Below are 15,431 nucleotides of genomic sequence, written 5' to 3'. Positions count from 1 at the left end.
TAGTTACTATCGATAACTTGGAGGCTATATGGAAACTACAACCCGACTTGCACAAGAAGGCACTTTTGTGTCCGATAGGGACACCGGTGTAACCCTTGAAGTTCACGACGCGCCGCAATGTACAGCCGTGAACGACATTCTCGCCCGTGTCGGGGATAAATGGTCCGTGCGCGTGGTGATGGCGCTGACCGGGGAATCGCGGCGGTTCAATGAATTGCGGCGCGAAATTCCCGGTATTTCCCAGCGCATGCTGACCCGGACGCTGCGCGGGTTGGAGCGGGATGGGCTCGTCAGTCGCGCAGTGACGCCGACCGTGCCGCCCCGTGTCGATTACGCGCTGACCGCGCTCGGCAAATCCTTGTGCAACCCGGTCGCCCAGCTCGGCAATTGGGCTATCGCCAACATCGGCAAGGTAGAAGCCGCTCGCGCCGTGTTCGACAGCGAACAGGATTAGACGAAACTGTAGGGATCGATATCGACCGCCACGCGCACGCCTGCGGGGTGATCGACCTGTGTCAGCCACCGCCGTATGACGTGCTGTAGTTGCACACTGCGACGGGCATTGATGAGAAAACGATAGCGATAGCGCCCGCGCAGCAGGGCCATGGGGGCAGGGGCCGGTCCCAGGATCATGCAGTCCGCCACATCCGGCCGGAAAGCACCAAGGCGATTGGCCGCCTCACGCGCTTCGCCGTCGTCTTCCGACGATATGATGATCGAGGCCCAGCGACCGAACGGCGGAGCGCCGGCCTCGCGCCGCATTTCGGTTTCGGCAGAATAGAAAGCGTCCCGGTCCCCCGCAGCGAGTGCGGCGATCACCGGGGCTTCGGGATGGCGCGTCTGGATCAGGACTTCACCCGGCTTTGAACCGCGTCCGGCACGCCCGGCGACTTGGGCCACCTGCTGATACGTCCTTTCGCCTGCGCGCAGATCGCCACCTTCCAGCCCCAGATCGGCATCGACGACGCCGACCAGCGTCAGCTCGGGGAAATGGAACCCCTTGGTGACAAGCTGGGTGCCGACGATCACGTCGATTTCACGCGCTTCGACCGCAGCGATAAATTCTGCGGCACGGCCCGGTGAATTGAGCGTGTCCGACGTGGCCACGAATACGCGGGCCTGCGAGAGCCGTTCGGCCACTTCGTCGGCAATCCGTTCCACGCCCGGGCCGCAGGCGACGAGGCAATCGGGTTCGCCGCATTCGGTGCAGGCTTGCGGTGCAAGCGCCTCGTGCCCGCAATGGTGGCAGGCCAGCCGGCGGGTGAAGCGATGCTCGACCAGCCAGGCGCTGCAATTGGGGCATTGATACCGGAAGCCGCAATTGCGGCACAAGGTCAGCGGTGCATAGCCGCGCCGGTTCAGGAACAGCAGCGATTGTTCGCCGCGCTCCAGCCGTTCCTCGATCCCGTCGACCAGCCGCTGCGCCAGCCACATGCCATGAGGCGGCTTTTCTTCGGTCAGATCGATCAACTCGATCGCCGGCAATTCCGCGCCGCCAAAGCGGCTGGGTAGATCGACCTTCTCGTAAATCCCGCTTTCTGCCATCTGAAGGCTTTCCAGCGCCGGGGTGGCGCTTGCGAGAATGACGGGCACCTTTTCGAAATGGCCGCGCATAACGGCGACATCGCGCGCATTGTAGCGCACGCCGTCTTCCTGCTTGAAACTCGTCTCATGCGCTTCGTCGACGACTATCAGCCCGAGCTTTGCGAACGGCAGGTACAGGGCAGAACGCGCGCCGACCACCACCTGCGCCGAGCCTTCGCAAACCGCGCGATAGGCACGCCTGCGCTCGGTCGACTTGAGCGAGGAATGCCACAGGATGGGGGCAGCGCCGAAGCGTTCTTCGAACCGGTGGAGGAAGTTCTCGGTCAAGGCGATTTCGGGCAGCAGCACAAGCACCTGCCGCCCCATGCGCAAGGCTTCCGCCACAGGTTCGAAATAGGTTTCCGTCTTGCCCGATCCGGTTACCCCATCGAGCAGGAACGGTGCGAAGTCCCGCTTGCGCACCGCAGCGGAGAACACGTCGGAGACAGCCTGCTGCTCAGCGCTCAGATCGACCTGTACGAAATCCGGGCGTGCAGTGTCGTAAGGCCGGTCGCAATCCACCTCGACAGGTTCGAGCACGCCCTGATTGACCAGCCCGCGCAGGACTCCTTCGGACACGCCTGCAATGCCCGACAGTTCGCGGATATTGGCCTGCTCGCCGTCCAGTGCGTCGATGGCTGCCTGGCGCTGGGGCGTCATGCGTTCCGGCAAGCCGCCGGTGAGGCGATATTCGGTCATCGTCGCCGGGCCCTTCAGCGCGCCCCCGGACGACAGCGCCATTCTTGCCACCCCGGCGAGAGAAGCGACGTAGTAATCGGCTGTCCATTCGATCAGGCGGCGCAGAGGGGCCGAAAGCGGCGGGACGGGTAGTATACCGCGTAGCGGTCGCAGCTTTTCGGCCGGAACCTCGGTTCCCGGCAGCCGTTCGGCCTCCCAGACGATTCCGATCACTGTCCGCGGTCCGAGCGGGCATTCGACCACCGATCCGGGTTCGACCCTAAGGCCTTCCGGCACCTTGTAATCAAGGGGGCCCAAGGCAGCATTGAGGACAAGGCAGCGCACGCGGTTCATCGCTCGGCCATATGGGCGGCGCAAGGCTATGGAAACAAGGGTGGGATGAAATGAGGACCAACAATATGAATGATATTCTCGTGAAACCCACCGGGCGACGTGCCCTGCTTGGCGGCATGGCGGCATCGGGCGGGCTGCTTTTGCTGCCGGCCTGTACGTCGGTGCCGCGCTTCAGTCTCGTCGATGCCGTGCAGCGTATGCTGTTCCTGTCGAGCGAGCGGGCCTTCGCACGCATGCTGCAGGCGGACGGGTTCTGGGACCAGCAGGTTGCACAGGTCGGTTTCAATAATCTGCTGGGCGCCCGCGGGGATGTCCTGTCGCGGATACTGACCTCGGCCCTGTTCAAGGATCGGCTGGACCGCGCATTCGGCGACATCGCCTATGATGGAGCAGCGCGGGCCGCACCGCTGGTTACCGATGCCGTTCGTGTAATTGGCATCAACAATGCTCTCGACCTTGTGCGCGGCGGGCCGACGGCGGCGACCACGTTCCTGCGCGGTTCGATGGGGGCCACGCTGGTGGAAGCGATGGTGCCGGAACTGGGCCAGGCGATACGCATTTCGCAGGACCCTCTGGTCGGCGAACTCATCCAGGGGCTGACGGGTGTTGATTTCGCTGGGGCGACCAATCGTTTCGCGACCAGTCTGGACAACACGATCTGGCGGGAAATCGGTGCGGAGGAAGCGGCGATCCGCCGTGATCCGAGGGCGACACGTGATCCTCTGATCATCGGCGTGTTTGGAGCCGCTGCGCAATATTGATCTAGACGGCTGGGCGCGCCGGGCGCGGAATGGCATAGAACATCCATGCGAACCCTTCTCGCCGCTTTCCTTCTGGGCACCACAGCCTGTAGCACACCTGTGATCGAGCCCGGCCCGATCGTCGGCGCGCAGCTTTACACGGTGCGTGAAAGCATGGCGGCCGATCCTCTCGCAACGCTGCGTCGCGTTGCCGATCTGGGGTATCGCGAGGTGGAAATTGCCGGGACCTTCGGGGCCAAGCCTGAGGCGATTTGTCAGCAAACGCGTGCGCTGGAACTGCGAGTTGCGGCTGTGCATGCAGATTGGCCGTTGCTGCGTACGGATCCGGCGGCTGCAATCGCGGAAACCAGGGCGCTATGCAGCGATACACTCATTCTCGCCTGGTTGCCTGAAGATCAGCGTCAAACCTTGGCTCAATGGCGAGACTGGGTGGAACAACTGAACCTGATCGCCGACCTGGCAGAGCGGGAAGGCGTGCGGATCGCGTATCACGCCCATGATTTCGAGTTTGCAGAGATAGACGGGATCCGTCCCATCGATCTGCTCATGGACGAGCTCGATCCGCGTATCGGCTTCGAACTGGACACATATTGGCTGGCCTATGCGGGCGAAGATTCTCTGCGTTTCCTTCGACGGCATGCCGATCGGGTCACCCATCTTCATCTCAAGGATATGGCGGGTGACGGAAGCATGGCCGATGTGGGCGAAGGCACGCTGCCGCTGGCTCAAATCATCATTCAGGCGCAGCGACAGGGTGTGCGACACTTTCTGGTCGAGCGCGACGATGCATCCGATCCGTGGGCCAGCCTAGCCGCAAGTCTTGACTCGCTGCGCGCTATGCCCTTGCAGCAGGACACAACTTCAAACGCCTTCCGGAGCGCGAATCCATGAAATTCTTCGTCGACACTGCCGACATCGCCGACATCAGGGAAATGGCCGACACCGGCCTGCTCGATGGCGTCACCACCAATCCGTCGCTGATCGCAAAGTCGGGCCGCGATTTCATGGAAGTGACCAAGGAAATCTGCGACATCGTGGATGGGCCGGTGAGTGCTGAAGTCGTCGCGCTCGATCACGACACGATGATGAAGGAAGCGGAAACGCTGCGAAAGATCGCCGACAATGTCTGTATCAAGGTTCCGCTGACGATCGACGGCCTGAAGACCTGCAAGAAGCTGACCGGCGACGGCACACAGGTCAACGTCACGCTGTGTTTCTCGGCCAATCAGGCGCTGCTCGCAGCCAAGGCGGGGGCGACCTTCGTTTCGCCTTTCGTGGGGCGGCATGACGATAATGGCTTCGACGGCATGGAGCTTATCGCCGATATTCGCCAGATTTATAACAACTACAATTTCGCGACGGAAATTCTCGTCGCCTCGGTTCGCAACCCGGTTCACGTGCTCAAGAGCGCGCTGATCGGGGCCGATGTCGCCACCATGCCGCCTGCCGTAATCAAGGGTCTGTTCAAGCATATCCTGACCGACAAGGGCATCGAGGGCTTCGTCGCCGACTGGGCGAAGACCGGTCAAAGCATTCCGACGCAGTAAATGACCGACCAGACGCCCCTCGACCGTTTCAAACAGGCGCTGACGAGCGCGTCGCGCGCGCTCGCGAACGAGCCTGAGGTCGAGGTGGCGTGGAGCGCGGATGCTCCTGCGCAATCGGGTAAGAATTTCCGTGTCCCGCTGCCTGGCCGAAATCTTCCCCGTGATCAGGCGATCGAGGCGCGCGGTTTCGCTGACAGCTTCGCGCTGAAGCTGCGCCATCATAACGAGGCGCTTCATAACAAGGGCGCGCCGCCAGAGCCCATCGCACGCGCTTGTTACGATGCCGTCGAACAAGTTCGCTATGAGGCGATCGGTTCGACCCACTATGCAGGCATTCGCGATAATCTGAATTCGGCAGTAAAGCTCCGTACGGCGTCGGATCCGATAGTGCGCGCGGACGAAGCGAAAGACGTACCGCTTCCCACGGCGCTGTCGCTGATGCTGCGCGAGGCTTTGACCGGCGAGGCGATCCCCGAACGGGCTCAAGCGGCCGTCGATCTGGTTCGAGACGATATTCTTGCAAAGATCGGCACCGATATGGACGGGCTCGCCGATGCCCTCGACGATCAGCGCGCCTTCCAGGATCTGACGCTCGATATGCTGCGGCATCTCGACCTTACCCTTCCCGATAGTCCCGAACCGACCGATGCCGAAGATGGCGAGGACGAAGAAGGCGAAAACCCGGAAGAACAGGAAGCCGACGAGGAAGACGAAGGCGGGGCCGAGCCGCAGGCTGCCGATGCGCGCAGCGAAGTCACCGACGGTGAGGCGGAAGGGGATGCCGATCAGGAAGTCGATGGCGAGCAGGAAATGGCCGACGGCGACCCTTCGGACGACGGCGAAGAAGGCATGCAGCCCGTCCGGCCAAATCGGCCATGGACCGATCTTCCCGATACTTTCGAATACAAGGCCTACACCGAGAAATTCGACGAGATCGTCGAAGCACCGGAACTGTGCGATAACGAAGAACTCGACCGGTTGCGGACCTATCTCGACAGCCAGCTCGCCGGATTGCAGGGCGTGGTTACACGTCTTGCCAATCGCCTACAGCGCCGCCTCATGGCGCAGCAGAACCGCAGCTGGGATTTCGATCAGGAAGAAGGCCTGCTCGATGCCGCGCGTCTGACGCGGGTGGTCGTCAGCCCCGGTCACGCACTTAGCTACAAGATGGAGCGCGATACCGAGTTCAAGGACACGGTCGTCACGCTGCTGATCGACAATTCGGGTTCGATGCGTGGTCGGCCGATTTCCATTGCCGCAATCAGTGCCGACATACTTGCGCGCACGCTGGAGCGGTGCGGCGTGAAGACCGAAATTCTGGGCTTTACAACCCGCGCCTGGAAGGGCGGGCAGGGCCGCGAGATGTGGCTGGCCGATGGGCGGCCTGCCAATCCCGGTCGCCTCAATGATCTACGGCATATTCTCTACAAGAAGGCGGATGAGCCTTGGCGCCGTGCGCGCCGCAATCTCGGCCTGATGATGCGCGAAGGTCTGCTGAAAGAGAACATCGACGGCGAAGCGCTGCTGTGGGCGCATGATCGCCTGCTGCGCCGCCCCGAGGACCGCCGCATCCTGATGGTCATTTCCGATGGCGCGCCGGTCGACGACAGCACGTTGAGCGTAAACCAGGCCGGTTATCTCGAGGGACATTTGCGCAAGGTCATTGACTGGATCGAGAAGCAGTCCCCCGTCCAGCTTGCCGCGATCGGCATCGGCCATGACGTCACCCGTTACTACAAGCGTTCGGTGACGATCATGGATGTGGAGCAGCTTGGCGGGACCATCATCGAGCAGTTGGCGGATTTGTTCGAGGTGGACGGCTGAATGGATTGGACGCTAGCACTCACCGGCATGCTAATAATTATTTGGTCTTTATCCGGTCTTTGGCGGCCTGAGAAAAATGTCGCTAGCGTAGAAGGGTGGCGGAAGAGGCTGAACGAATTAAAGGCCGGTGCGTCCGAAAGCTATTTTGAAGAACGGCGGCAATTGGAGGCGTATCCTCCACCAGAACATGCAACAATCACAAAGTTACGTGCTGTCAGCCTTGTGGGTATGAGCATTGGGGCAATACTGATCGTGATTTCAGCATTCAGATGAACGTCACCGAAGCCGTTCAGTCGCGCCGTTCCGTCCGCGCATTTCTCGACACGCCTGTCGAGCGTGAAATGCTGGCACGTATCCTAGAAAAGGCGCAGCGTTCACCGTCGGGTGGCAACACCCAGCCGTGGCACGGCATCCTCCTGACCGGCGATCCGCTGCAAAAGTTGTTCGACCGGATTGCGGAGGAATTTCCCAAGGGCCGCGCGGCGCATGCGCCCGAATATCACGTCTATCCCCCCGAACTGGATGGCGCCTACGAACAACGCCGCCGCGGGGTGGGCGAAGATATGTACGGCGCGCTCGAAATCTCCCGTGAGGAGAAGGCCAAGCGCCTGATGTGGTTCGCACGCAATTTCCAGGCCTTCGGGGCACCCGTATTGATGCTGGTCCACACGCCGAAATACATGGGGCCTCCACAGTGGAGTGATATCGGTATGTGGCTGCAGACCATCGCCCTGCTGCTGCGCGAGGAAGGGCTCGATTGCTGCTTCCAGGAAGCCTGGGCGGTCTATTCGCCGCAGATCCGCGAAGTGGTCGACATTCCCGAAGACCACATCTTCTTCTGCGGCATGGCAATCGGCTACCGCGATACAGAAGCGCCGGTGAACAATTTCGACGTCAAACGCGCCGGGACCGACGAGAGCGTGCGCTGGGAGGGTTGGCAGTAGGCGTGCCGCCACCTAATGCGCGTTTCATGACCGACGCGCCCCTGAAGCTGTTCAATTCGCTCACCCGCAAACTGGAGGAATTCCGGCCCGTTCACGAGGGGGAAGCGCGCGTCTACAGCTGCGGGCCGACGGTCTACAACTATCCCCATATCGGCAACATGCGCGCCTACGTCTTTGCCGATGTCCTTGGCCGCACGCTGAGCTGGAAGGGCTACGAGCTCACCCACATCATCAACATCACCGACGTGGGTCATCTGACCGATGATGGCGATGCGGGCGAAGACAAGATGGAAAAGATGGCTGCGGCCAAGGCGGAGTCGATCTGGGACATCGCCAAGCATTACACCGAAGCCTATTGGGCGGACGTGAAGGCGCTCAACATCCGCGAGCCGACCAAGTGGTCGGTGGCGACCGATTACATCGACGAGATGATCGATTTCGCAAAGGGAATTGCCGACAAGCATTGTTACGAACTCGACACCGGCCTCTATTTCGACGTGTCGACAGTCGCCGATTACGGGAGGCTTGCTCGCGCGGTGACCGAAGAGGGTGAGGGCCGGATCGAAACAGTAGAGGGCAAGCGCAACGCGGCTGATTTCGCCATCTGGCGCAAGACACCTGCGGGCGAGACACGGCAGATGGAATGGGACAGTCCGTGGGGCAAGGGCGCGCCCGGCTGGCATCTCGAATGCTCGGTCATGGGCGAAAAGCTGCTCGGCTTCCCCTTCGATATCCATACCGGAGGCATCGATCACCGCGAAATCCATCACCCCAACGAGATCGCGCAGAACCAGGCCTTCTGCGGTTGTGGCGGGCTCGACGTGGCGACCCATTCGGGCGCGAAGATCTGGATGCACAACAACTTCCTCGTCGAACGGTCGGGGAAGATGTCGAAAAGCTCGGGAGAATTCCTGCGTCTGCAATTGCTGATCGACAAGGGCTACCACCCGCTCGCCTACCGCATGATGTGCCTCCAGGCGCATTACCGCAGCGAGCTGGAGTTTTCGTGGGAGGGGCTTGGGGCCGCCCTCACGCGGTTGAAGCGGATCGTCATGGCGGCGGAAAAGCTGCAGGACGCGTCCGCAGGCGATCCTTCGCACCCGAAATTTGCAGCCGTGCGGGACAAGTTCGCAGCCGCCATGTCGGATGATCTGAACACGGCGGTCGCCCTGGTCGCTCTGGAAGAGACGCTGGCGATGAAAAAGGTCGACGCCAGTGTAAAGCGCGCTGTCATCGAAGAGATGGATCGGGTCCTGGGACTGGGCCTGTTCGGCCTGACCCGTACAGATCTTCGCATTCGCCCCAGCGATGCCCGGATTACCGAAGCCGAGATCGAGGCCGAACTGTTCCGCCGCAAGGAAGCGCGCGTAGCCAAGGATTTCGCCGCGTCGGACGCGATTCGGGAAAGTCTTGCAGACGGTGGCGTAGAGGTTATGGATGGTGATCCTCTCGGATGGGAATGGAAGCTTTGACGAAGGCCGATCCGCAAGCACTCCTGTGGCAACATCTGAAAGACACGCCGCAGGGCTTGTTTTTCGTCCGCGACCATCCGGCAGAGGATTTCGTTCTGCCGTTCTATTGCGAAGAGGCGCATCTCGCCATCGAAGTGGATGACGATCCGTTCCGCCCACGGGACGATGCCGCGCGCGAACGATGGCAGGATCGGCACAAGGTCGACATCATGCAGGTTCCGCCCAGCCACGTGCTGCGCAATGCCGGCGAAGTTGCGGAAGCAATCCTCGACATCGCTACCCGTCGCAAGGAACGGTTTGCGAAATAGTTTCTGAGCGGCAATGACAGGCGTCGAGGAGAAATCGATGACCAAAGCCGCCCTGTCCGCCATGATCCGCCCACTGGTCGAACCGCGCCTTCCCGAATGGGTCGAGCCGCTGTGGTTCACCAGCAAGGAACAGGCGCTGGATTTCGCGCCGCAGGCAGCGATCGGCTGGTTCGATCTCAATGAAAAAGAACCCATGATCGAAATTGCCCGGGCGGCGACCAACCTCAAATGGTTGAATTCGATCTATGCCGGGCTCGACTTCATGCCTCTCGACATTCTGAAAGAACGCGGTGTGGTCGTCACGAACGGGGTCGGCATCAATGCCATCACCATCGCCGAATATGTCGTCATGCTCATGCTCTCCCATGCCAAGGGATATCGCGATGTGGTGCGGGCGCAGGATCGTCATGAATGGCTGCGTGACAGTCCGGGCAAGCGGGAATTGTCGGGCGAGCGTGTGCTTCTGCTCGGCATGGGCGCCATCGGTTCGCTGATCAAGACACGCCTCGAAGCCTTCGACATGACGGTCGTTCCCGTGCGCCGTTCGGGTGCCGACGGTGCGCTTCGTCCGGGCGAATGGCGCCAGAAACTGGGCGAATTCGACTGGGTCGTGCTGGCCGTGCCATCCACTCCCGAAACGAAGCACATGATCGGCGCGCTGGAACTTGCTGCAATGCGCCCGAACGGTGTGCTGGTGAACATCGCCCGCGGCGATGTCGTCGATCAGGAAGCACTGGTCGCTGCCCTGAGGGAAGAAAAGATCGAAGCGGCACTGCTCGACGTGACGGATCCCGAACCACTGCCCGAAGATCACCCCTTGTGGGAACTTGGCAATGCGCAGGTCACCATGCACCTGTCTGGCAGGGCGCAGACGAAGATGTTCCAGCGGTCCGCCGATCGCTTCATCGAAAACCTCGAACGCTGGCACAAGGGCGAACCCGTCCAGCCGCAGCTCGACCTCGAGCTCGGCTACTGACGGAACGCTCCCGCTTGTCGCGCCGTTGATGCTCCGAACAGGAGATCACATGCCCAGCCTCAAGGAAACCTACCCGCTCTATCTGAACAACAAGGCGCAGCAGCCGAACACCGATCTCGAGGTGACGGACAAGTTCACCGGCAAGGTCGCCTTCCGGACCGCCCTGGCGACGCCCGAAATCATCGATCAGGCGATCGCGGGGGCGGTGCAGGCCACGGAACCGATGGCGAAGCTCGCCAGCTACCAACGGCAGGCGGTGCTGCAGCACTGTGTCGATCGCTTCAAGGAACGCTTCGACGAGCTGGCCTATGCCCTTTGCGTCGAAGCGGGCAAGCCGATCAAGGACAGCGAAGGCGAAGTCACGCGCCTGATCGACACGTTCCGTATCGCGGCCGAAGAATCGGTGCGGATGTATGGCGAAGTCATGCCGCTCGACATTTCAGAACGGGCGAAGGGCTATCAGGCGATCTGGAAACGCGTTCCGGTCGGGCCCTGTAGCTTCATCTCGCCGTTCAATTTCCCGTTGAATCTCGCTGCACACAAGGTTGCCCCCGCCATCGCCGTGGGCTGCCCGTTCGTGATGAAGCCTGCCAGCATGACCCCGCTTGGCGCCATCATCATGGGCGAAGTTCTGGCGGAAACGGATTTGCCGGAAGGGGCCTTCTCGATTCTGCCAGCCCATCGCGACGGCGCCGATATGTTTACCGAAGACGAGCGGCTGAAGCTGCTCAGCTTCACTGGCTCGCCTGCCGTTGGCTGGGCGCTCAAGGCCAAGTCGGGCAAGAAGAAGGTGGTGCTCGAACTCGGCGGGAATGCTGCGGTCGTTGTCGACCGGGATGCCGATTTGGATGACGCGCTGGAACGGATCATCTTCGGCGCATTCTATCAGAGCGGGCAGAGCTGCATCGGCGTCCAGCGGATCATCATTCACGAAGACGTGTACGACCGGTTCCGCGATATGATGGTCGAGAAGACCAAGAGTCTGGTCGCGGGCGATCCCAAGGACCGCGATACCTTTATCGGACCGATGATCTCGGAAAAGGAAGCGAGCCGGCTCAAGGGGTGGATTGACGATGCCATCGATGGCGGCGCCAGCCTGCTGACCGGCGGCGGCTGCAAGGGCAACATGCTCGAAGCCACACTGCTCGAAAACGTGCACAAGGATGCCAAGGCGCTCAACGAAGAAGCCTTTGGCCCGCTTGCCATCCTCCAGAAATTCTCCGACTTCGACGATGCGCTGGCAGAGGTTAACCGAAGCACGTTCGGTCTGCAGGCGGGCCTCTTCACGCGGGACCTGTTCAAGATGTTCGATGCGTGGGACCGGCTCGAAGTGGGCGGTGTGGTTATCAACGACGTGCCCAGCTACCGGGTGGACAACATGCCGTACGGCGGCGTGAAGGATTCGGGTCTGGGCCGCGAAGGGATCAAATTCGCCATGGAAGACATGACCGAAATCAGGAATCTCGTCGTCCGCCGAAACTGACCCCGTCGCGTTGCCGGACGAATCAACTCTCCTCCAGCAACAGCAGTTCGCACTGCACCATCAGCCGCGGCTCGGGTATCAGCCGATGCTCGACCTCTAATATCGCTGCGTCCGCAACGATCTGGCCGGGAATGGCAAATTCGTGTTCTGGCAGTTCCGCGACGAGCACTTCGCCAGTCGCGACGGCGTCCGCTCCCGCGAACACAAGCTTGAGCGAATGGCGGGTGCCAGCGAAAGTGATGCTCGCCCACGCTTTCTCCATATGGGTGAGTGCTTCCCCGTGGCCGCCATGCAGTTCGGCGAGAGCCTTGCGAACACGATCCGCAGCCGTCCGGCGGGGCCGGGGCGATCTGGCTGAATTACTCTCAAGCAACATGGGCAGTCTCCTGGGCGGCGGGGGTGACAGTGCGGGCAGCTTCGAAGCCTGCCATGAACCCGCGGATGCGTTGCTCGGTGCGGTCGCGCGGTTCGCGACCCATCCGCAAATCGAGCACGAATCGCGGGTCCTGAATGGCCAGTCGGCCGAATTTGGTGGCCGGCATTTTGTGCTGCCTGAGGAATTTCTCGACGGATCGGATCAGCATGCGAAGGCTCCCGGTAGGCTGGTCTGACAGACGAATCGCTCGCCGTGTTCCGTATTTGTTCCAATCGAAATCCTACTTGTCTAGGAAAAATACTATGATATAGGATTTTTCCGCGAACCAACCAACAAGGAGGCCGGTCATGGACTTTGTCGAACCGCTCGATCGGTACGAGCCCGAGGAACGCTATGCCCGCGCACGGTTGCGGGAGATCATCCGTGAGAAGGGTCACAGTCTGTCGGCCCTGGCCCGCCTGATCGGGCGTAATCCGGCCTATCTGCACCAATATGTCGGTCGTGGTAGCCCCCGGCATTTGGACGAGCCGGACCTGATGAAGATTGCCGAATTCCTGGGCGTCGATCACGAGGTGATCGCCACGCGGGAGATCGTCCGGCCCCGCTCCTCGAGAATGCAGGACTCGGGCGACACTGAAGGCTTCGTGCAGGTGCCGCGCCTGCCGTTGGAGGCTTCGGCCGGGCCGGGTGCCTTCAGTGCAGAGGAAATTTCCTATGACTCCTTTCAGTTCTCCCGCCGCTGGCTGCGCGAGATGGGGCTGGAGGGCGCCGACCTGACCGCTATCCGGGTCGAAGGCGACAGCATGGAACCGCTGCTACGTTCGGGTGACGAGATCTTCGTCGATCGCAACAAGCGGGGCGGGGAGGGAGTGTTCGTGGTCCGCATCGGCGATGCGCTTCACGTCAAGCAGGTCCAGTCCCGCGGTCCCGGCGACATCGCGCTGATCAGCGCCAACGATGCCTATGCGCCGATCGAACTGGCGCGCGACGAAATCGAGGTCATCGGTCGGGTCGTGTGGAAAGGGGGCAGGCTTTGACCCTATGCCTAACTCCTCTGTGGATCGTGGTGTCCAGGGTGGCGAGCATGCGCAAATGGAACAAACGCCGGGTGACGACGTAACTCCCATACTCCTGGCGCTCCGGTGGATGTGGCAGGGACATCACACGAGGAGACATCGTATGCGCAAGGCTCTACTTCCCATCGCTATCGCCGGCGCACTGTCGCTGTCCGGTTGCGCAAGTTACGGCCTCGGCGGAATTGGCGGCGGCTCGGATGGCTACGGTTCCGATTACGGATATGGCTATAATGGTCGCGACGATTTCGAACGCGCCGCTGTCAACGCCTGCGGGCGTGAAGCTTCGCGCTACGGGCGAGTTTCGATCAACTCTGTCAATCAGGAAAGCCGCGATAGGGTAGTGGTCACCGGGCGTATGGAAACGCGCCGTGGCGATCGCGATCGCTTCGGCTGCACCTTCGACAGAAGCGGTCGGATCACCGATTTCCGTCGCCTCTGATACGCGGGCGGCAATGGCAATGCGCGCTTGCAAAAGGGTAGGCGCGCAGCCATTTCAGCCCGCATGACCGACACTGCAAGCAAGCCCCCGATGAAAGCCGGTATCGTCCCGGTCACCCCTCTGCAGCAGAATTGCTCGCTGATCTGGTGCACTGCGACCAACAAGGGCGCGCTGATCGATCCGGGCGGCGATCTGGACAAGGTGAAGGCCGCCGTGGCAAAGACCGGTGTCGAACTGGAAAAGATTCTCATCACTCATGGTCATATCGACCACTGCGGCGAAGCCGGGGTGCTGGCCAAGGAACTCGGCCTGCCCATCGAAGGGCCGCAGGAAGCTGATCGTTTCTGGATCAGCCGCTTGGATGATGACGGCGCAAAATACGGCGTGAACGGTCAGGTTTTCGAACCCGACCGCTGGCTCGAAGATGGCGACACCGTTACTGTGGGCGATCTGACGCTGGAGGTCATCCACTGCCCCGGCCACACGCCCGGCCACGTGGTTTTCTTCCATCGCCCCAGCAAGTTTGCCGTCGTCGGCGACGTTCTCTTCCAGGGCAGCATCGGGCGTACCGATTTCCCCATGGGCAATCACCAGGACCTGATCGATGCGATCACGCAGAAGCTCTGGCCACTGGGCGACGATGTGACCTTCATCCCCGGTCATGGCCCCACCAGCACATTCGGGCAGGAACGCAAGACCAACGCCTTCGTCAGCGACTACGCGCTCTCCTGATACTGTGCCGGGCCGGGAGGCATGTCCCGGCCTGCAGAATCTACATCACGCCAAGCACGATCAGCACGGCTACCGCCGCCAGTCCGAGCTGTGTCACCATCGTCATGATCGTCCCGATGGAGCGACCTTTGCCCAGCGTCCCTCCGTCCATACCGAAACCGTGGGCGACACGGCCCAGCATGTAGATGGCAACCACCCAGGCCAGCCAGGGATTCCCGCGGCCTGCCAGTTCTATGCCCGCGACCAGCACCAGTACGAAGGCCGTATTCTCCACGAAGTTGAGCTGCGCCCGCATCCGGGCGGTCAGCGGGCCGCCGCCATCGTCGCCGACGGAAATCTTCGTCGCCATGCGCATCTGGCCTACGCGAATGCTCAGCCAGAGATTTATGATTGCCGCTGCTGCAGCCGCGGTCAGTGTAACCGGCAGGATAACGCCCATGTTTGTCCTTCCCTTGCGATCTCTCCACCGGAGACCCATCTGGGGTGCTAGGGTGATGGTTCGCGCCGCGCAATGCCGATCAGGCAGCGAGACGGGTTGCATCCCCTGTGAATTTCGCTATAGCGCGCGCCTTCACCGCCACGGTCGGGATATTCGGGTTCACGCGCTCTTGTGCGGTGCCGGACCATCCCCTAGGGCGGCCACCGAAATTGATTGAAATTGTTTGAGGAACAGGTGCCGCCATGGCCGTCCCCAAGAGGAAAGTATCGCCCCACCGTCGCGGCAATCGCCGTGCGCATGATTCGCTCAAGGTTGAAGCGCATCACGAATGCTCGAACTGCGGTGAACTCAAGCGTCCGCACAATCTGTGCCCGCACTGCGGCTACTATAACGGTCGCGAAATCATCGCCGTCGGTCTTTAAGACCGTCAGCAAAGCC

18 protein-coding genes are annotated in these 15,431 nt (G+C 61.4%); 14 read left to right on the top strand and 4 right to left on the bottom strand.

What is annotated here, in order from left to right:
• Nucleotides 1-67: 67 nt before the first annotated feature.
• Complete coding sequence (locus K3177_RS07160; RefSeq protein WP_345725369.1) at nucleotides 68-454, top strand: winged helix-turn-helix transcriptional regulator; 387 nt, start codon at nucleotides 68-70, stop codon at nucleotides 452-454.
• On the opposite strand, the gene K3177_RS07155 is transcribed toward K3177_RS07160, so the two are convergent.
• Nucleotides 451-2,616 carry a primosomal protein N' gene (locus K3177_RS07155; RefSeq protein ID WP_221597709.1) on the bottom strand — a complete coding sequence of 722 codons (2,166 nt, stop codon included), beginning with the start codon at nucleotides 2,614-2,616 and terminating at the stop codon, nucleotides 451-453. The genes K3177_RS07160 and K3177_RS07155 overlap by 4 nt on opposite strands.
• A gap of 65 nt (nucleotides 2,617-2,681) precedes the next feature.
• Here K3177_RS07155 and K3177_RS07150 point away from each other — a divergent pair, with 65 nt between their 5' ends.
• The 9 genes from K3177_RS07150 to K3177_RS07110 all read left to right on the top strand — a co-directional run bounded on the left by K3177_RS07150 (nucleotide 2,682) and on the right by K3177_RS07110 (nucleotide 11,931).
• Nucleotides 2,682-3,377, top strand: a complete 696-nt coding sequence (locus tag K3177_RS07150; protein WP_221597708.1) for a DUF4197 domain-containing protein — start codon at nucleotides 2,682-2,684, stop codon at nucleotides 3,375-3,377.
• Between the two features lie 45 nt (nucleotides 3,378-3,422).
• The gene (locus tag K3177_RS07145) at nucleotides 3,423-4,268 is read left to right on the top strand and encodes a sugar phosphate isomerase/epimerase family protein (protein ID WP_221597707.1); all 846 of its coding nucleotides are present in this window, start codon (nucleotides 3,423-3,425) and stop codon (nucleotides 4,266-4,268) included.
• Nucleotides 4,265-4,924, top strand: a complete 660-nt coding sequence (gene fsa / locus K3177_RS07140) for a fructose-6-phosphate aldolase (protein ID WP_221597706.1) — start codon at nucleotides 4,265-4,267, stop codon at nucleotides 4,922-4,924. Before K3177_RS07145 ends, fsa begins: the two co-directional genes overlap by 4 nt.
• The gene (cobT, locus tag K3177_RS07135; protein WP_221597705.1) at nucleotides 4,925-6,748 is read left to right on the top strand and encodes a cobaltochelatase subunit CobT; all 1,824 of its coding nucleotides are present in this window, start codon (nucleotides 4,925-4,927) and stop codon (nucleotides 6,746-6,748) included.
• A 269-nt stretch (nucleotides 6,749-7,017) separates the two neighbouring features.
• Nucleotides 7,018-7,692, top strand: a complete 675-nt coding sequence (locus tag K3177_RS07130; protein ID WP_221597704.1) for a nitroreductase — start codon at nucleotides 7,018-7,020, stop codon at nucleotides 7,690-7,692.
• Between the two features lie 26 nt (nucleotides 7,693-7,718).
• Entirely contained in the window at nucleotides 7,719-9,164 is a 1,446-nt protein-coding gene (gene cysS, locus K3177_RS07125) for a cysteine--tRNA ligase (RefSeq protein WP_221597703.1), read from the top strand.
• The gene (locus K3177_RS07120) at nucleotides 9,152-9,472 is read left to right on the top strand and encodes a DUF559 domain-containing protein (protein WP_158246665.1); all 321 of its coding nucleotides are present in this window, start codon (nucleotides 9,152-9,154) and stop codon (nucleotides 9,470-9,472) included. Before cysS ends, K3177_RS07120 begins: the two co-directional genes overlap by 13 nt.
• 37 nt (nucleotides 9,473-9,509) lie before the next feature.
• Nucleotides 9,510-10,448, top strand: a complete 939-nt coding sequence (locus K3177_RS07115) for a D-2-hydroxyacid dehydrogenase (protein WP_221597702.1) — start codon at nucleotides 9,510-9,512, stop codon at nucleotides 10,446-10,448.
• Between the two features lie 49 nt (nucleotides 10,449-10,497).
• The gene (locus K3177_RS07110) at nucleotides 10,498-11,931 is read left to right on the top strand and encodes an aldehyde dehydrogenase family protein (protein ID WP_221597701.1); all 1,434 of its coding nucleotides are present in this window, start codon (nucleotides 10,498-10,500) and stop codon (nucleotides 11,929-11,931) included.
• Nucleotides 11,932-11,953: 22 nt separating this feature from the next.
• On the opposite strand, the gene K3177_RS07105 is transcribed toward K3177_RS07110, so the two are convergent.
• Together K3177_RS07105 and K3177_RS07100 are read right to left on the bottom strand one after the other, a co-directional pair.
• Nucleotides 11,954-12,307, bottom strand: a complete 354-nt coding sequence (locus K3177_RS07105) for a hypothetical protein (protein ID WP_221597700.1) — start codon at nucleotides 12,305-12,307, stop codon at nucleotides 11,954-11,956.
• On the bottom strand, nucleotides 12,297-12,515 hold the full coding sequence (locus K3177_RS07100; RefSeq protein ID WP_103024814.1) for a hypothetical protein: 219 nt from the start codon (nucleotides 12,513-12,515) through the stop codon (nucleotides 12,297-12,299). The genes K3177_RS07105 and K3177_RS07100 overlap by 11 nt, the downstream gene beginning before the upstream one ends.
• A 139-nt stretch (nucleotides 12,516-12,654) precedes the next feature.
• Between K3177_RS07100 and K3177_RS07095 the strand changes: the two genes are divergently transcribed.
• From K3177_RS07095 to K3177_RS07085, 3 genes are all read left to right on the top strand, one after another.
• Nucleotides 12,655-13,344: a LexA family transcriptional regulator gene (locus K3177_RS07095; protein WP_221597699.1), complete on the top strand. Its 690-nt coding sequence runs from the start codon at nucleotides 12,655-12,657 to the stop codon at nucleotides 13,342-13,344.
• A 142-nt stretch (nucleotides 13,345-13,486) separates the two neighbouring features.
• Nucleotides 13,487-13,822 (top strand): hypothetical protein, encoded by a 336-nt coding sequence (locus tag K3177_RS07090; RefSeq protein WP_221597698.1) that lies wholly within the window; start codon nucleotides 13,487-13,489, stop codon nucleotides 13,820-13,822.
• Between the two features lie 90 nt (nucleotides 13,823-13,912).
• Nucleotides 13,913-14,554, top strand: coding sequence for an MBL fold metallo-hydrolase (locus tag K3177_RS07085; protein WP_196848128.1), 642 nt, complete (start codon nucleotides 13,913-13,915; stop codon nucleotides 14,552-14,554).
• Nucleotides 14,555-14,594: 40 nt separating this feature from the next.
• On the opposite strand, the gene K3177_RS07080 is transcribed toward K3177_RS07085, so the two are convergent.
• Nucleotides 14,595-14,993 carry an MAPEG family protein gene (locus tag K3177_RS07080; protein ID WP_221597697.1) on the bottom strand — a complete coding sequence of 133 codons (399 nt, stop codon included), beginning with the start codon at nucleotides 14,991-14,993 and terminating at the stop codon, nucleotides 14,595-14,597.
• Between the two features lie 242 nt (nucleotides 14,994-15,235).
• Between K3177_RS07080 and rpmF the strand changes: the two genes are divergently transcribed.
• Nucleotides 15,236-15,415, top strand: coding sequence for a 50S ribosomal protein L32 (gene rpmF / locus K3177_RS07075; RefSeq protein ID WP_067464131.1), 180 nt, complete (start codon nucleotides 15,236-15,238; stop codon nucleotides 15,413-15,415).
• Nucleotides 15,416-15,431: the final 16 nt, after the last annotated feature.

The sequence above is a fragment of the Qipengyuania pacifica genome, assembly GCF_019711555.1.
Classification (GTDB): Bacteria; Pseudomonadota; Alphaproteobacteria; order Sphingomonadales; family Sphingomonadaceae; genus Qipengyuania; species Qipengyuania pacifica.
The sequence above is the reverse complement of the archived record's forward strand: the minus strand, read 5'-3'. Positions and strand labels throughout refer to the sequence as shown.